General features: G+C 70.5%; 14 protein-coding genes. 2 read left to right on the top strand and 12 right to left on the bottom strand.

Going from position 1 to position 16,011, the window contains the following annotated elements; all coding sequences use genetic code 11:
* Positions 1–248 precede the first annotated feature (248 nt).
* Positions 249–683: a YdeI/OmpD-associated family protein gene (locus AB0M43_RS38990; protein ID WP_363732824.1), complete on the top strand. Its 435-nt coding sequence runs from the start codon at positions 249–251 to the stop codon at positions 681–683.
* A gap of 1,130 nt (positions 684–1,813) precedes the next feature.
* On the opposite strand, the gene metK is transcribed toward AB0M43_RS38990, so the two are convergent.
* The 12 genes from metK to pyrR all read right to left on the bottom strand — a co-directional run bounded on the left by metK (position 1,814) and on the right by pyrR (position 15,080).
* Positions 1,814–3,007, bottom strand: a complete 1,194-nt coding sequence (gene metK, locus AB0M43_RS38985) for a methionine adenosyltransferase (RefSeq protein ID WP_363732822.1) — start codon at positions 3,005–3,007, stop codon at positions 1,814–1,816.
* 93 nt (positions 3,008–3,100) lie between these two features.
* A complete protein-coding gene (coaBC, locus tag AB0M43_RS38980) occupies positions 3,101–4,285 on the bottom strand; it encodes a bifunctional phosphopantothenoylcysteine decarboxylase/phosphopantothenate--cysteine ligase CoaBC (protein ID WP_363732819.1) in 1,185 nt (394 codons plus the stop codon).
* A 105-nt stretch (positions 4,286–4,390) separates the two neighbouring features.
* Positions 4,391–4,654, bottom strand: coding sequence for a DNA-directed RNA polymerase subunit omega (gene rpoZ / locus AB0M43_RS38975; protein WP_197008199.1), 264 nt, complete (start codon positions 4,652–4,654; stop codon positions 4,391–4,393).
* A gap of 6 nt (positions 4,655–4,660) precedes the next feature.
* Entirely contained in the window at positions 4,661–5,284 is a 624-nt protein-coding gene (gene gmk, locus AB0M43_RS38970) for a guanylate kinase (RefSeq protein WP_363732815.1), read from the bottom strand.
* Positions 5,285–5,304: 20 nt separating this feature from the next.
* The gene (gene mihF, locus AB0M43_RS38965) at positions 5,305–5,628 is read right to left on the bottom strand and encodes an integration host factor, actinobacterial type (protein WP_363732812.1); all 324 of its coding nucleotides are present in this window, start codon (positions 5,626–5,628) and stop codon (positions 5,305–5,307) included.
* A 179-nt stretch (positions 5,629–5,807) separates the two neighbouring features.
* Entirely contained in the window at positions 5,808–6,635 is an 828-nt protein-coding gene (gene pyrF, locus AB0M43_RS38960; protein WP_363732809.1) for an orotidine-5'-phosphate decarboxylase, read from the bottom strand.
* A gap of 52 nt (positions 6,636–6,687) precedes the next feature.
* Positions 6,688–7,710: a quinone-dependent dihydroorotate dehydrogenase gene (locus AB0M43_RS38955; protein ID WP_363732806.1), complete on the bottom strand. Its 1,023-nt coding sequence runs from the start codon at positions 7,708–7,710 to the stop codon at positions 6,688–6,690.
* Positions 7,711–7,849: 139 nt separating this feature from the next.
* Entirely contained in the window at positions 7,850–11,179 is a 3,330-nt protein-coding gene (gene carB / locus AB0M43_RS38950) for a carbamoyl-phosphate synthase large subunit (protein WP_363732803.1), read from the bottom strand.
* A complete protein-coding gene (carA, locus tag AB0M43_RS38945) occupies positions 11,172–12,281 on the bottom strand; it encodes a glutamine-hydrolyzing carbamoyl-phosphate synthase small subunit (protein ID WP_363732800.1) in 1,110 nt (369 codons plus the stop codon). The genes carB and carA overlap by 8 nt, the downstream gene beginning before the upstream one ends.
* Positions 12,278–13,564 carry a dihydroorotase gene (locus AB0M43_RS38940; RefSeq protein ID WP_363732833.1) on the bottom strand — a complete coding sequence of 429 codons (1,287 nt, stop codon included), beginning with the start codon at positions 13,562–13,564 and terminating at the stop codon, positions 12,278–12,280. Before AB0M43_RS38940 ends, carA begins: the two co-directional genes overlap by 4 nt.
* Before the next feature lie 50 nt (positions 13,565–13,614).
* Positions 13,615–14,532, bottom strand: coding sequence for an aspartate carbamoyltransferase catalytic subunit (locus AB0M43_RS38935; protein WP_363732797.1), 918 nt, complete (start codon positions 14,530–14,532; stop codon positions 13,615–13,617).
* Positions 14,532–15,080, bottom strand: coding sequence for a bifunctional pyr operon transcriptional regulator/uracil phosphoribosyltransferase PyrR (pyrR, locus tag AB0M43_RS38930; RefSeq protein WP_363732794.1), 549 nt, complete (start codon positions 15,078–15,080; stop codon positions 14,532–14,534). The genes AB0M43_RS38935 and pyrR overlap by 1 nt, the downstream gene beginning before the upstream one ends.
* A 210-nt stretch (positions 15,081–15,290) precedes the next feature.
* Between pyrR and AB0M43_RS38925 the strand changes: the two genes are divergently transcribed.
* Positions 15,291–15,794: a transcriptional regulator gene (locus tag AB0M43_RS38925; protein ID WP_363732791.1), complete on the top strand. Its 504-nt coding sequence runs from the start codon at positions 15,291–15,293 to the stop codon at positions 15,792–15,794.
* Positions 15,795–16,011 lie beyond the last annotated feature (217 nt).

Genomic DNA, 16,011 nt, shown 5'->3' with positions numbered 1-16,011 from the left:
GCTGCTGGCCCAGGACGCGGGCGGCAAAGCCGTGACGCTGCTGGCCCAGGACGCGGGCGGCAAAGCCGTGACGCTGCTGGCCCAGGACGCGGGCGGCAAAGCCGTGACGCTGCTGGCCCAGGACGCGGGCGGTAGAGCTATGGCGGTGGCCCCGGACAGGGGTCGTTGAGTTGTGCACGATGATGAAGCGGTCATCGATCGGGGCGGGCGGCATCCGCAGTGCGCCAGCAGGACAGCGGGAGAACATCATGAAGTTTCTGGCCCAGGTCGAGCCGCCCGAGCCCATGCGGGGCCTGGAAATCCCGCCCGAGGTCGTGGAGGCGCTCGGCGGGGGCGCCCGGCCGCCGGTGACCATCACGGTCAACGGGCACTCCTGGAAGAGCCGGGTCGCCATCCTGCGGGGCCGCCACCTGATCGGCCTCAGCCACGCCAACCGGCGGGCCGCCGGGGCCGAGATCGGCGAGACGGTCGAGGTCGAACTGGAACTCGACACCGAGCCGCGCGTCGTCGTCGAGCCCGCGGACTTCGCCCAGGCCCTGGACGCCGACCCGGCCGCCCGCGCCGCGTACGACAAGCTCGCGCACAGCCACAAGCGCGAGCACGTGCACGCCATCGAGAGCGCGAAGAAGCCCGAGACGCGCCAGCGGCGGATCGAGAAGGCCATCGCGACCCTGCTGGGCTGAGCCGGGTCCATCGGGATCTGTCGGTGCCGACCACGGTCGACAGCCACAGAAGGCCGCCGGGAACCTCGCCGACCCGCCCCTGTTTGGCCCAGGAGGCCGTCGCCGGATCGATCCGGTGCACACCGTAGACAAGGCCCCGAGCGGGTCCAGCGATAGCCCCCTGGGGCCGGCCCACCGGCTGGCCTGCATCCCCTCGGCCATACCCATCCGGCACGAACCCCGGCGCCCTGGGACCCGGGCCGTTCCAACTTGGCTGGCCCACGCCCTCCGATACACCCGACCAGCCACGCGCCCTAGTGCCTTCGCACTCTGACCAGTCACACCGGGCCAGCCACCCGGGTCGGACCGCCAGCGCCCCGTTGACCGCCCACGACCTCGGACAACTGCACCCTCCGAGCGACGCTCGGCACCGTCCATACGCACCGGTCCCGCCGCTGGCCTCCCCCGGCCCACGTGCGCCCAAGTGCCTCGTCGCACCCTGTCCAGCCCACACCCTGGCGGGCCCGCGCCCTGGCCGGTCCGCGCCCTGGTCAGCACGCACCCTGGCCGGCCCACACCCTGGTCGGCCCACACCCTGGTCGGTCCGCGCCCTGGCCAGCCAACACCCTGGCCAGCCCGCGCCCTGGCCGGATCCGCCCCGCGCCCCGCAGACCGCGCAGGCCCCTCCGAGTTCAGCACCTGAGCGCCGCGCAGCACCGACCACGGACACCAGTTCCCCATCGCCGCCGGCCACACCCGACCCGCCCCAGCGCCTCCGCACCCTGGCCGGACCCCACCCGCGCCCCCGCCGACCTCAGCACCCGAACTCCGCCCGGCACCGACTACGCGCACCAGTCCCAACGGCCGCCGGCCACCCCCAGCCCGACCACAGGCCCCAGCGCCGCACACCCGGACCGCCCCACCCCGGCTGGCCGATCCCCCACGGGCCACACCCGACCCGCGATGCACCCCAGTGCCTCCGCCCCAGGCCACGCCCCACCGTAACCATCAAAAGATCGAAGGTTCTTGACCTAACACGAAGTGGCCCGCTGAGGGCGACGCTGGCAAACGAAAGGAACACCCGCCAGGGCAGCGCCCTGCGGGTGTTCCTTTCGTACAGTCCAGCGTCGTTCTCAGCGGGTCCAAACGGCCTAAGCGCCGGCGGCGGACTTGAGCTCGGCGACCCGGTCGGTGCGCTCCCAGGTCAGGTCCGGCAGCTCGCGGCCGAAGTGGCCGTAGGCGGCGGTCTGCTGGTAGATCGGGCGGAGCAGTTCCAGGTCGCGGATGATCGCGGCCGGGCGGAGGTCGAACACCTCAGCGATGGCCTTCTCGATCCGGTCGACCGGGACGATCTCGGTGCCGAACGTCTCGACGAAGACGCTGACCGGGTGGGCCTTGCCGATCGCGTAGGCGACCTGGACCTCGCAGCGCTCGGCCAGGCCGGCGGCGACGACGTTCTTGGCGACCCAGCGGGTGGCGTAGGCGGCCGAGCGGTCGACCTTGGACGGGTCCTTGCCGGAGAACGCGCCGCCGCCGTGCCGGGCGTAGCCGCCGTAGGTGTCCACGATGATCTTGCGGCCGGTGAGGCCGGCGTCGCCCATCGGGCCGCCGATCTCGAAGCGGCCGGTCGGGTTGACCAGCAGGCGGTAGCCCTCGGTGTCGATGCCCAGGGCCTCGATCTCCGGGGAGATCACGTGCTCGCGGATGTCCGGGGTGAGCAGCGACTCCAGCGAGATGTCCGGGGCGTGCTGGGTCGACACGACGACCGTGTCGAGCCGGACGGGACGCAGGCCGTCGTACTCGATGGTGACCTGGGTCTTGCCGTCGGGGCGCAGGTACGGGATCGTGCCGTCCTTGCGGACCGCCGACAGCCGACGGGCCAGCCGGTGCGCGAGGGCGATCGGCAGCGGCATCAGCTCGGGGGTCTCCGAGCAGGCGAAGCCGAACATCATGCCCTGGTCGCCGGCGCCCTGGAGGTCGAGCGCGTCGCCGGACTCGCCGGACCGGTTCTCGAGGGCGGTGTCGACGCCCTGCGCGATGTCGGGCGACTGCGCGCCGATCGCGATGTTGACCCCGCAGGAGGCCCCGTCGAAGCCCTTCTTCGACGAGTCGTACCCGATCCGCAGGATGGTCTCACGCACGATGGACGGGATGTCCGCGTACGCCGAGGTGGTGACCTCGCCGGCCACGTGCACCTGTCCGGTGGTGATCAGCGTCTCGACCGCGACCCGGCTCTTCGGGTCCTGGGCGAGCAGCGCGTCGAGGATGCCATCGCTGATCTGGTCAGCGATCTTGTCCGGGTGACCTTCGGTCACAGACTCGGACGTGAACAGACGGCGTGCCACAGCTCTCCTAGCGGGGTTTGTTGGGTTTGGGGAAGTCTAGCTCCGTGCGCTGACCGTGGCCTAGCAGCCTCGTCAGACCTGAATCTGTAATCCCTACCACAGCGGTAGGACAATATCCCACACCGCGTCGGCGATGTCCTCTTTCGGCGCCGCCGACATGGTCGTCTCTTTTCCGTCCCGCGTGAGCACCGTGACCGCGTTGTCGTCGGTGCCGAAGGCCTTTCCGTTCCCGACCTCGTTCACCACGATGAGGTCGGCGTTCTTGCGGGTCAACTTGCCGCGCGCGTTGTCGACGAAGTCCTGCGTCTCCGCCGCGAAGGCGACGAGCAGGCGACCGGGGCGGCGGTCGGCACCCAACTCCGCGGCGATGTCGGGATTGTTCGTCAGTTCGATGACGGGCGCTATCCCGTCGACGGACTTCTTGATTTTCTGTTCCGCGTATTTCGTCGGCCGGAAGTCGGCGGGCGCGGCCGCCATGACGACGACGTCGGCGTCCTTGGAATGTTCGAGTACGGCGGTGCGCAGTTCCGCGGTCGAGCCGACCCGGACCACGTCGACCCCCGCCGGGTCGGGCAGGGAGACGTTGGCGCTGATCAGGGTGACCCGGGCGCCGCGGGCCACGGCCGTGCGGGCGAACGCGTAGCCCTGCTTGCCGCTGGAGATGTTGCCCAGGTAGCGCACCGGGTCGAGGTGTTCGCGGGTGCCGCCGGCCGTGACGAGGACGTGCCGGCCCGCCAGGTCCGTGGCGACCCGGCCCCGCAGCAGCCGGAGCGCCACCGCGAACAGCTCGGCCGGGTCGGGCAGCCGGCCCTTGCCGGTGTCGGAGCCGGTCAGCCGGCCGACGGCGGGCTCGACGACGACCGCGCCCCGGGCCCGCAGGGTGGCCACGTTGGCGACGGTGGCCGGGTGCTCCCACATCTCGGTGTGCATCGCCGGGGCGAACATCACCGGACAGCCGGCGGTGAGCAGGGTGTTGGTGAGCAGGTCGTCGGCGAGGCCGTGCGCGGCCTTCGCCAGCAGGTCGGCCGTCGCGGGGGCCACGATCAGCAGGTCGGTCTCGCGGCCGATCCGGACGTGCGGCACCTCGTGCACGTCGTGGAACGGGTCGGCGCTGACGGGCTGGTGCGACAGCGCGGCCCAGGTGGGGGCGCCGACGAACTCCAGGGCGGCGGCGGTGGGCACGACCCGGACGGAGTGGCCCGCCTCGGTCAGCAGGCGCAGCAGCTCGCACGCCTTGTACGCGGCGATGCCGCCAGCCACACCGAGAACGATCCGCACCCGGACACCCCCTGGAAGATATGACGAACCCCGTGAACCAATTGGATCACGGGGTTGAGCATCGCAGGCGCCGCCGCGAGGCGACATCCCGCGATCGCGGGGGTCTTAACCCTCGGTCGGCTCGGCGGTCAGCAGGCCGGCGTTGATCTCCCGGAGGGCGATCGACAGCGACTTCTCCTGCGGGGTGGTCTCGACCAGCGGGCCCACGTATTCCAGCAGGCCCTCGCCCAGCTGGCTGTAGTACGCGTTGATCTGGCGGGCGCGCTTGGCGCCGAAGATCACCAGGGCGTACTTCGACTGGGTCTTGTCGAGCAGCTCGTCGATCGGCGGGTTGGTGATGCCTACGGGGTTCGCAACGGTTCCAGACAAAGCGGATCAACCTCTGGATCGACGGTGACTCACGGGAGTCTTGGATGAGGAATCGAGCAATTGTATCAACTCGGCCGCGGCCTTCTCGACGGAGTCGTTGACGACCGTCACGTCGAACTCGGCCTCGGAGGCCAGTTCCTCGCGGGCGTGCTCCAGACGGTGCGCGATGGTCTCGGCGTCGTCGGTGCCCCGGCCCCGCAGGCGGCGCTCCAGCTCGTCCCAGCTCGGCGGGGCGAGGAACACCAGCAGCGACTCCGGCATCGTCAACTTGACCTGCCGGGCGCCCTGGAGATCGATCTTGAGGAGGACGGGTACGCCCTCGGCCAACCGGGCCAGCACCTGCTTGCGCGGGGTCCCGTACCGGTTGCCGGCGAACTCCGCCCACTCGAGCAGCTGCCCCGTTTCGAGCAGCCGGTCGAACTCGGCGTTGTCGACGAAGAAATAGTGATCTCCGTCGACCTCGTACGCGCGCCGCGGCCGGGTGGTCACCGAAACCGACAGCCAGAACTCATGCGGGTGGCTCCGGACCCACTCGATCACGCTGTCCTTGCCGACCCCGGAGGGGCCGGAAAGGACCAGCAGTCGAGCGTCACCCCACCCGGCCGGACGTGCGTCTTCGTCAAAGCTCACTAGGTGTTTCTAGCAACCGCTCACTTGCCGGCTGCGGGGAACTCCCCCAGAAGTGCTTTGCGCTGCTGCTCGCCGAGGCCCCGCAGGCGGCGGGAGTCGGCGATCTTCAGGCGCTCCATGATGGCGGTGGCACGGATCTTGCCGATGCCGGGCAGTGCTTCGAGCACGGCCGACACCTTGAGCTTGCCGACGACGTCGTCGGCGTCGGCGAGCTCGATGACCTCACCGAGGGTCTTCTCGCCGCGCTTGAGCTTGTCCTTGAGCTCAGCGCGAGCCTTACGGACTACGGCGGCCTTCTCCAGCGCGGCGGCGCGCTGCTCGGGGGTGAGCGTGGGGAGCGACACCAGGTCTCCTTTGGTCGAGGAACAGGCGAAAGGTGGTTCCAGCGCTGGAAACCTAGTGGCCAAAGGCCCATTCCGGCAACGTAGCCATGCGTGATCGGATCAGCACGGAGAGATATTCCGGAGGAATATCGGGGCAAACCGTACTTATCGGGCGTAAATTTTTGGTCGTTTGAATTCGGTCACAGGGCGGCGCGGCACGCTTCGAGGGCCCGGTCGGCGGCGTCGCGCAGGCCCGTCACGCTGGGTCCATGGCTCAACACCTCGCGGGAGTACGAGGGCACGACGCCCGCCGTGGCCGCGCCGAAAATGCGCCGAAGATCCTCGGGACGGCCGCCCTGGGTACCGAGCCCCGGGACGAGAATTGGACCGTTAAGTCCGGAAATATCGTGTGCAGTCTCCCCGATTGTCGCGCCGACGACGACTCCGAACGAACCGAGCGGTACCGCACCGGCATTGAGCTCGGCCACTGCGTCCACCATCGTCTGGGCCACGGTGACCCCCTCGGTGGTGATCGCGTGCTGGACCTGCGGACCCTCCGGGTTCGAGGTCAGGGCCAGCACGAACACCCCTCCACCATGGGCGGCCGCAGTGTCAATTATCGGACTCAACGAGCCGAACCCCAGGTAAGGGCTTACCGTCACGGCGTCCACGGCCAGCGGACTACCGGGTTCCAGGTACGCCTTCGCGTACGCGGCCATGGTCGAACCGATGTCGCCCCGCTTGACATCGAGGATCACGAGTGCGCCGGCCGCGCGCGCGTCCCGCACGACGCTCTCCAGGACCGCGATCCCCCGCGCGCCGTGCCGCTCGAAGAACGCCGACTGGGGCTTGAGGGCCGCGATCCGGCCCGCGAGGGCCTCCACGACGGTCCTGCTGAACTTCTCGAGGCCCACCAGGTCGTCGTCGAGGCCCCAGTGGGCCAGGAGCTGGCTGTGCGGGTCGATGCCGACGCACAGGGGGCCGCGCTCGTCGAGGGCGGCGTGCAGCCGGGTACCGAAGGACTCCATGCGTGTCTCCTAGGCGTGGTCGGTGCCGGGCGGGCCCCGCGGCCCGCGCCGGTCAGGAGGTCGGGCGGGTGGCCACTGCCCGGTTGATCGCGCGGACCAGGGGCGGGCCGTGGTAGATGAAGCCGGTGTAGAGCTGGAGCAGGCTGGCGCCCGCGTCGAGCATCCGCAGCGCGTCGTCCGGGCTGCCGATGCCGCCGACGCCGATGATCGGCAGCCGGCCGCCGGTCTCCTTCGCGACGAGGGCGACCACCTCGCGGGCCCGCTCCGTCAGCGGCCGGCCGGACAGCCCGCCGGCTTCGGCGCCGAGTGCCTGGTCGGCGGGGGCGAGGCCGCCGCGTCCCAGGGTGGTGTTGGTCGCGATCAGGCCCGCGACGCCGTGCTCGGCGCACACCTCGAGCAGCTCGCCGATCGCGTGGTCGGTGAGGTCCGGGGCGATCTTCACCAGGATCGGCTTGTCCCCGCGCAGGGCCTTCAGGATGTCGCCCAGGGCGGCCCGGTCCTGGAGTGCGCGCAGGCCAGGGGTGTTGGGCGAGCTCACGTTGACCGCGAAGTAGTCCCCGTAGCCCTTTAGAGCCCCGTAGGAGGCCGCGTAGTCCTCCGCGGCCGATTCCAGGGGTGTCACCTTGGACTTGCCCAGACTGATGCCCAGCGGGACGCTGAGCGGTCCGAGCCTGGCCAGACGGCCTGCGAGCGCCTCGGCGCCGGCGTTGTTGAAGCCCATCCGGTTGACGATCGCCTCGGATTCCCGCAGCCGGAACAGCCGGGGCCGGTCGTTGCCGGGCTGGGCGTGCCGGGTGACGGTGCCGACCTCGACGAAGCCGAAGCCGAGCGCCGGCCAGGCCGGGAGCGCGTGGCCGTCCTTGTCCATGCCGGCGGCCAGGCCGACGGGTGACGGGAATCTCACCCCGAAGAGCGTCCTAGGAGCCTGGACCGAAAAGAGCTTCTGGAGGGTACGCGTCATCCGCGGCTTTCCGGCCAGCGCGGCGAGCCGGCGCATCGTCCACTCGTGCACCCGCTCGGCGTCACCGCCCTGGAGCCGGAACAGGACGGGGCGCACGGTCTTCTCGTAGATCACCGGGACCCTCCCCCGCAGGACGCGGAGCCGCGCACGGTGGGAACCGTGTTTCCGCTGGTCAGGGCACTTTCAGATGCCGTTGTCCGGGCAGCGTGGGGCCCGGGGCCGGCGGGGAACCCGCCGACCCTCGTACCCGTCGTCACGCCTTGGCCTTCAGCGCCGCGTGCAGGGCCTGGAGCGGGCGGACCCGCAGTTCGCCGTGGATCAGGGCCTCGATGCCCATCACCGCCGCCGCCGCGGCCTGCACCGTCGTGATGCACGGGGTGTCGGTGGCCACGGCCGCCGAGCGGATCTCGTAGCCGTCGACCCGGGCGCCGGAGCCCGCCGGGATGTTGATGACCAGGTCGGCGCTGCCGGCCTCGACGAAGTCCACGGCGTGCGGGACGCCCTCGACCGCGTCCAGGTGCTTCGGGATCACCTGGCACTCGATGCCGTGCCGGCGGAGCATCTCGGCCGTGCCGGCGGTGGCCACCAGGTCGAAGCCCAGGTCGGCGAGCCGCTTGGCCGGGAAGACCATGGCCCGCTTGTCCCGGTTGGCGACCGAGATGAACACCGTGCCGCTGGTGGGCAGGGAGCCGTAGGCGGCGGCCTGGGACTTGGCGAACGCGTGCCCGAAGGCCACGTCGATGCCCATCACCTCGCCGGTGGACTTCATCTCGGGGCCGAGCAGGTTGTCGACGCCGCGACCGGAGGGGGTGCGGAACCGCTTGAACGGCAGCACCGCCTCCTTCACCGAGATCGGCGCGTGCGGGGGCAGCTTGCCGCCGTCCCCGGCCGCCGGCAGCATGCCCTCGGCGCGCAGTTCCGCGATCGTGGCGCCCAGGGCGATCCGCGCGGCGGCCTTGGCCAGCGGCACGGCCGTGGCCTTGGACACGAACGGCACGGTCCGCGACGCGCGCGGGTTGGCCTCCAGGACGTAGAGGATGTCGTCCTTGAGCGCGTACTGCACGTTGAGCAGGCCCCGGACCCCGATGTCGCGCGCGAGGGCCTCGGTGTGCCGGCGGATCTCGGCGATGTTGGCGTCCCCGAGGGTGATCGGCGGCAGGGCGCACGCCGAGTCGCCGGAGTGGATGCCTGCCTCCTCGATGTGCTCCATGATGCCGCCGAGGAACACCTCGCCGTCGGCGTCGCAGAGCGCGTCGACGTCGACCTCGATCGCGTCGTCGAGGAACCGGTCGACGAGCACCGGGTGCTCCGGGGAGATGTCGGTGGCCCGGGAGATGTAGGCCTCCAGGACCGAGTCCTCGTAGACGATCTCCATGCCCCGGCCGCCGAGCACGTAGGACGGCCGGACGAGGACCGGGTAGCCGATCTCGTCCGCGATGGCCTTGGCCTCGGCGTACGAGGTGGCCATGCCGTACTTCGGCGCCGGCAGGCCGGCGCGGGCCAGCAGGGCGCCGAACGCGCCGCGCTCCTCCGCCAGGTGGATCGAGGCCGGGGAGGTGCCGACGATGGGCACGCCCGCGTCCTCCAGCCGCTGGGCCAGGCCGAGCGGGGTCTGACCGCCGAGCTGCACGACCACGCCGACCACCCCGGGGCCGCCGCCGGCCGCGCCGGAGGCGTTCTCCGCGTGGATGACCTCCAGGACGTCCTCGAAGGTGAGCGGCTCGAAGTACAGCCGGTCGGCGGTGTCGTAGTCCGTGGACACCGTCTCCGGGTTGCAGTTGACCATGACGGTCTCGTAGCCGGCCTCGCGCAGGGCCATCACGGCGTGCACGCAGGAGTAGTCGAACTCGATGCCCTGGCCGATCCGGTTCGGACCGGAGCCCAGGATGACCACCTTGGGCCGGTCGCTCGGGGCGACCTCGTTCTCCTCGTCGTACGTCGAGTAGTGGTACGGCGTGGCCGCCGCGAACTCGGCCGCGCAGGTGTCCACGGTCTTGTACACGGGACGCAGGCCGAGGCGGTGCCGCAGGAGGCGCACCCCGTCCTCGCCGGCGAACTCGGGGCGCAGCTCGGCGAGCTGGCGGTCGGACAGGCCGGCCCGCTTGGCGGCGCGCAGCAGCTTCTCGTCGAGCACGGGCGCGGCCTGGATCTCGGTGCGCAGCTCCACCAGGTACAGGATCTGGTCGATGAACCACGGGTCGATCCCGCCGGAGGCCTCGTACACCTCCTGGACGCTGTGCCCGGCGCGCAGGGCCGCCTCTACGGTGTAGAGCCGGCCGTCGTGCGGGATCCGCAGCTTGTCGAGCAGGTTGCCCTCGACCGGCGGGCCGGTCCAGAACCCGGCGCGCTTCTCCTCCATGGAGCGCATCGCCTTGCCGAGCGCCTCGGTGAAGTTGCGGCCGATGCTCATCGCCTCGCCGACGGACTTCATCGTGGTGGTCAGCTCGGCGTCGGCGCCGGGGAACTTCTCGAACGCGAACCGCGGGATCTTCACGACCACGTAGTCCAGGGTCGGCTCGAAGGCCGCCGGGGTCTCCTTGGTGATGTCGTTGGCGATCTCGTCGAGGGTGTAGCCGATGGCCAGCTTCGCGGCGATCTTCGCGATCGGGAAGCCGGTGGCCTTCGACGCCAGCGCGGAGGACCGCGACACCCGCGGGTTCATCTCGATCACGATCAGGCGCCCGGTCTCCGGGTGCACCGCGAACTGGATGTTGCAGCCGCCGGTGTCGACGCCGACCTCGCGGATCACGGCGATGGCCAGGTCACGCATCCGCTGGTACTCGCGGTCCGTGAGCGTCATGGCCGGCGCGACGGTGACCGAGTCGCCGGTGTGCACGCCCATCGGGTCGATGTTCTCGATCGAGCAGACGACCACCACGTTGTCGTTGCGGTCGCGCATCAGCTCGAGCTCGTACTCCTTCCAGCCGAGCGCGCTCTCCTCGATCAGCACCTCGTGCACCGGGGAGGCGGCGAGACCGGCGCCCGCGATCCGCTCCAGGTCCTCGTGGGTGTGCGGCATGCCCGAACCGAGGCCGCCCATGGTGAAGCTCGGCCGCACGACGACGGGGAGACCCAGCTCCTCGACCGTGTCGCGGACCTCCTCCATGGTCTTGCAGACCCGGGAGCGGGGTACGAGGGGCTCGTCGCCCCAGCCCAGGGCAGCGCCGGCCTTGGCGACGATGCCCTTGAAGATCTGCCGGTCCTCGCCCCGGTGGATGGCCTCCATGTTCGCGCCGATCAGCTCGACGCCGTACTTCTCCAGCACGCCCGCCTCGTGCAGCGCGACGGCCGTGTTCAGGGCCGTCTGCCCGCCGAGGGTGGCCAGCAGCGCGTCGGGGCGCTCCTGGGCGATGATCTGCTCCACGAACTCGGGCGTGATCGGCTCGATGTACGTGGCGTCGGCGAACTCGGGGTCCGTCATGATCGTGGCCGGGTTCGAGTTGACCAGGGAGACCCGGATGCCCTCGGCGCGCAGTACCCGGCAGGCCTGGGTTCCGGAGTAGTCGAACTCGCAGGCCTGGCCGATCACGATCGGCCCGGAGCCGATCACCATGACGTGCTTGATGTCCTCGCGCTTAGGCATTCTTCTTCGTCCCTTCGATCAGCTCGACGAGACGGTCGAACAGGTAGTCGGCGTCGTGCGGGCCCGCCGCGGCCTCGGGGTGGTACTGGACGGAGAACGCCGGCACGTCGAGGCACCGGAGCCCCTCGACCACGTCGTCGTTCAGGCAGACATGGCTGACCTCGACCCGGCCGAACTCGGTGTCGACCACCTTGTCCAGCGGCGCGTCCACCGCGAAGCCGTGGTTGTGCGCCGTGACCTCGACCTTGCCCGTGGTCCGGTCCATCACGGGCTGGTTGATCCCCCGGTGGCCGTACTTGAGCTTGAAGGTGCCGAAGCCCAGCGCCCGGCCGAGGATCTGGTTGCCGAAGCAGATGCCGAACAGCGGCAGCTTGCGGCCCAGCACCTCGCGGACCAGGGTCAGGTCGGCGGTGGCCGGGTCGCCGGGGCCGTTGGACAGGAAGACCGCGTCCGCGCCGGTGGCCAGGACGTCGGCGATGGTCGCCGTGGCCGGCAGCACGTGGGTCTCGATGCCGCGCTCGGCCATCCGGCGCGGGGTGTTGCTCTTGATGCCCAGGTCGATCGCCGCCACCGTGTAGCGCTTGTCGCCGACGGCCGGGATGACGTAGGGGGCGCTCGTCGTGACGTCGGCGACCAGGTTCGCGCCGGTCATCTCGGCGGACGCCCGGACCTTCGCGAGCAGCGCGTCCACGTCACCCGAGACGCTGGAGATGCCGACCCGCATCGCGCCGCGTTCGCGCAGGTGCCGGGTGAGCGCCCGGGTGTCGATGCCGGCGATCCCGACGACGCCCTGCCGGTCCAGCTCGGACTCCAGGGACCGGGTCGAGCGCCAGTTGGAGGGCACCCGGGCCGGGTCGCGGACCACGTAGCCGGCGACCCAGATCCGGGAGGACTCGTCGTCCTCGTCGTTCCAGCCGGTGTTGCCGATCTGCGGGGCCGTCATGGCGACGACCTGGCGGTGGTAGGACGGGTCGGTCAGGGTCTCCTGGTAGCCGGTCATGCCGGTGGAGAACACCGCCTCGCCGAAGGTCTCCCCCACGGCGCCGTAGGCCTGGCCGCGGAAGGTGCGGCCGTCCTCGAGAACCAGAATCGCGTCAGTCACTTCTGAGCCTTTCCGTCGAGCACGGTCGCCTCGCCGCGCAGGAAGGTCGCGACGACCCTGCCCGGGAGTTCCATTCCGGTGTACGGGGTGTTCCTGCTCCGGCTCGCCAGCGCGGCCGGGTCGACCGTCCAGCGCGCGGCCGGGTCGACCAGGGTCAGGTTGGCGGGCGCGCCGGGGACCGGGTCGTGGCCGTGACCGGCGAGGCCGGCGATCCGGGCGGGGGTGCGGCTCATCCGGTCCGCGATCAGGTCCCACAGGGCCGGGCCGCTGGCCTTGTCGCCGAGCACCTCGAGGGTGATCGACAGCGCCGTCTCCAGCCCGAGCATCCCGGGCCGGGCCCGCGCCCACTCGCATTCCTTGTCCTCGGTCGCGTGCGGCGCGTGGTCGGTGGCCACCGCGTCGATGACCCCCTCGACCAGGCCGGCGCGCAGCGCGTCGATGTCGCTCTGGGTGCGCAGCGGCGGGTTCACCTTGTTCACCGGGTCGTACGTGCACGCCCGGGTGTCGGTGAGCAGCAGATGGTGCGGGGTGACCTCGGCGGTGACGTTGACCCCGCGCGCCTTGGCGTGCCGGAGGATCTCGACGCTGCCGGCCGTCGAGACGTGGCAGACGTGCAGCCGGGAGCCGACGTGCTCGGCGAGCAGCACGTCGCGGGCGATGATCGCCTCCTCGGCGACGGCGGGCCAGCCGGTCAGGCCGAGCTTGGCGGACTCGACGCCCTCGTGCATCTGCGCGCCGACGGTGAGCCGGTGCTCCTCGGCGTGCTGGGCGATCACCCCGTCGAAGGCCTTCACGTACTCGAGGGCCCGTCGCATGAGGCGCGGATCGTGGACACAGAACCCATCATCGGAGAACATCCGCACCTTGGCCGGGGAATCGGCCATCGCGCCGAGTTCGGCGAGCTGCTCGCCGGCCAGGCCGATGGTGACGGCCCCGATGGGCTGCACGTCGACCAGGCCGGCGGCGGTGCCGAGCCGCCAGACCTGCTCGACGACGCCGGCGGTGTCGGCCACCGGGTCGGTGTTGGCCATCGCGCACACGGCCGTGTAGCCGCCGAGCGCGGCGGCCCGGGAGCCGGTCTCCACGGTCTCGGCGTCCTCGCGGCCGGGTTCGCGCAGGTGGGTGTGCAGGTCGACGAGGCCCGGGAGGGCGACGAGGCCGGTGCCGTCCACGGTGACGTCGGCGGTCTGCCCGGCGCCGTCGTGCACGAGGCCGTCGCGCAGCAACAGGTCCGTCGGCGCGGCGCCGAGCACCGAGACATTCTTGATCAGGTACGTGGTCACTGGGTGCCTTTCGTGCACTGCGGCGGGGCTGACGGGTTCACTGGACGCGCTCACAGCGACCTCCCACCCAACAGCAGGTAGAGGCAGGCCATCCGGACGCTGACGCCGTTGGCGACCTGCTCGACGATCGTGGAGCGGGGTGAGTCGGCCACCTCGGGGGCGATCTCCATGCCCCGGATCATCGGACCGGGATGCATAATTATTGCATGCTCTGGAAGAAGTTTCATTCGGCGGACGTCCAGGCCGTAGCGGCGGGCGTACTCGCGGGTCGAGGGGAAGTACGCCTCGGTCATGCGTTCGCGCTGCACGCGCAGCATCATGACCACGTCGGAGTCGGGTAGCGCCGCGTCCAGGTCGTAGGACAGCTTCGCGGGCCACTCCTTCGCCCCGACGGGTACCAGGGTCGGCGGGCTGACCATGGTCACCTCCGCGCCGAGGGTGGTCAGCAGCAGCATGTTGGACCGGGCGACCCGGCTGTGCAGCACGTCGCCGACGATGGTGACCCGCAGCCCCTTGAGCGTGCCGAGCCGCGAGCGCATCGTGTACGCGTCGAGCAGGGCCTGCGTCGGGTGCTCGTGGGTACCGTCGCCGGCGTTGATGATCGAGCCGTCGACCCACTGGCTGAGCGTGGTGGGCGCGCCGGACGCGGGGTGGCGGACCACGACCCCGTCGATACCCATCGCCTGGAGGGTCAGGGCGGTGTCCTTGAGGCTCTCGCCCTTCTCCACCGAGGAACCCTTGGCCGAGAAGTTGATCACATCGGCGGACAGCCGCTTGGCCGCCGTCTCGAACGAGACCCGGGTGCGGGTGGAATCCTCGTAGAACAGGTTCACGACGGTGCGTCCGCGCAGGGTGGGGAGCTTCTTGACCTCCCGGGACGCCATCGCGGCCATCTCGGTGGCCGTGTCGAGGACCAGGGTGGCGGCATCGAGGTCGAGGTCCGCCGCGGACAGGAGGTGCTTGATCATCAGATGTTCCCGGTGAGCAGGACGGCGTCGGTGCCGTCGATCTCGGCGAGGGAGACCCGGACACTCTCCGACAGGGAGGTGGGGATGTTCTTGCCGACGTAGTCGGCGCGGATCGGCAGCTGGCGGTGGCCCCGGTCGACCAGGACCGCGAGCTGCACCTGCCGGGGGCGGCCGAGGTCGCTGAGCGCGTCGAGCGCGGCGCGGACGGTGCGGCCGGAGAAGAGCACGTCGTCGACGAGGATCACCCGCTGGCCGTCGATGCCGCCGGGCGGCAGGTCGGTGGGGCCGACAGGGCGGGCGCTGTGCAGCCGCAGGTCGTCGCGGTAGAGGGTGATGTCGAGGGTGCCGTGCGGCACCGCGATCCCCTCGAAGGCGTGGATGCGCTCGGCCAGCCGGCGGGCGAGCGGGGTGCCCCGGGTCGGGATGCCCAGCAGGACGGTGTCGGCGGCCCCGGAGGTCTTCTCCAGGATCTGGTGCGCGACCCGGTCCACGATCCGGGTGATGTCGGACGCGGAAAGAATTTCCTTCACGTCTGACATTTCGGACATAGTTATCTTATCCATATCAATCAAACCGCCTTCCCCGCCTCACGGGACGGGTCGTTAAAGGTTGTCTGGCGCGCTCGAGCCTAACAACTGCCCGGCAGAACTCAACGGGTGGGTAACAACCACTTGACCGAGCCCACAAAGAGCCGTACCGTCACGCTCCGTAGCGATGAACTGGGGAGCGTCCCCGGGCAAGTGACTGGGAGTGTCCGCATGCCCTCTGAGTACGCGAAGGCCCTCGGCTCTCGGCTCCGCTCCATCCGGCAGCAGCAGGGGCTGTCCCTGCAGGGTGTCGAGGAGAAGTCGAGCGGTCGGTGGAAGGCCGTGGTTGTCGGTTCCTACGAGCGCGGCGACCGTGCCGTAACTGTCGCCCGCCTGGCAGAACTCGCCGAGTTCTACCGGGTTCCGGTCGGCGAGCTGCTGCCGGACGGTAGCAGTGTCCGCCATGAGCAGGCCAACAAGATCATTCTCGATCTTGAGAAGTTGTACGAGCACACCGCCGACGAGCTGACGGTGGTCGCCCGGTACGCCCGGGGGATCCAGCAGCAGCGCGGCGACTACAACGGCCGGGTGCTGTCCATCCGCGCCGACGACCTGCGCACCCTCGCCGTCGTGTTCGACACGACCCCGTCGGGCCTGGTCGAGCAGCTGAACGAGTTCGGCGTGCTGGTGGCCGACCCGCGTTCGCTGATGCAGAACCAGGGTGGCCAGAACTAGGGTAATACCGGCCAGGTATCCTGAAAACGCCTGAACCGGGCACTGTGAGACATCCCCCCGTCTCGTAGTGCCCGGTTCAGTTTTTTGTGGGTGCTGCGGTCGGCGCGCGAGCCGTCGGGCCCTCTGCGGTGATGCGGACGGTCTGGTGGGTGAGTCAGGTCGGGGCGGGTTCGTTGGAAGAGAGAAGGAGGCGATTGAAGTATAGAAAGCAAAACCC

The organism is Longispora sp. NPDC051575, from assembly GCF_040681875.1.
GTDB lineage: Bacteria > Actinomycetota > Actinomycetes > Mycobacteriales > Micromonosporaceae > Longispora.
This window is presented reverse-complemented; position numbering and strand designations above follow the sequence as displayed.

Coding starts and splice junctions, on each gene's coding strand:
- pyrR (WP_363732794.1), bottom strand. CDS start 15,080: ATGTCCGAAATGTCAGACGTGAAGGAAATTCTTTCCGCGTCCGACATC.
- pyrF (WP_363732809.1), bottom strand. CDS start 6,635: ATGGAGTCCTTCGGTACCCGGCTGCACGCCGCCCTCGACGAGCGCGGC.
- carB (WP_363732803.1), bottom strand. CDS start 11,179: ATGCCTAAGCGCGAGGACATCAAGCACGTCATGGTGATCGGCTCCGGG.
- AB0M43_RS38925 (WP_363732791.1), top strand. CDS start 15,291: ATGCCCTCTGAGTACGCGAAGGCCCTCGGCTCTCGGCTCCGCTCCATC.
- AB0M43_RS38990 (WP_363732824.1), top strand. CDS start 249: ATGAAGTTTCTGGCCCAGGTCGAGCCGCCCGAGCCCATGCGGGGCCTG.
- AB0M43_RS38935 (WP_363732797.1), bottom strand. CDS start 14,532: ATGATCAAGCACCTCCTGTCCGCGGCGGACCTCGACCTCGATGCCGCC.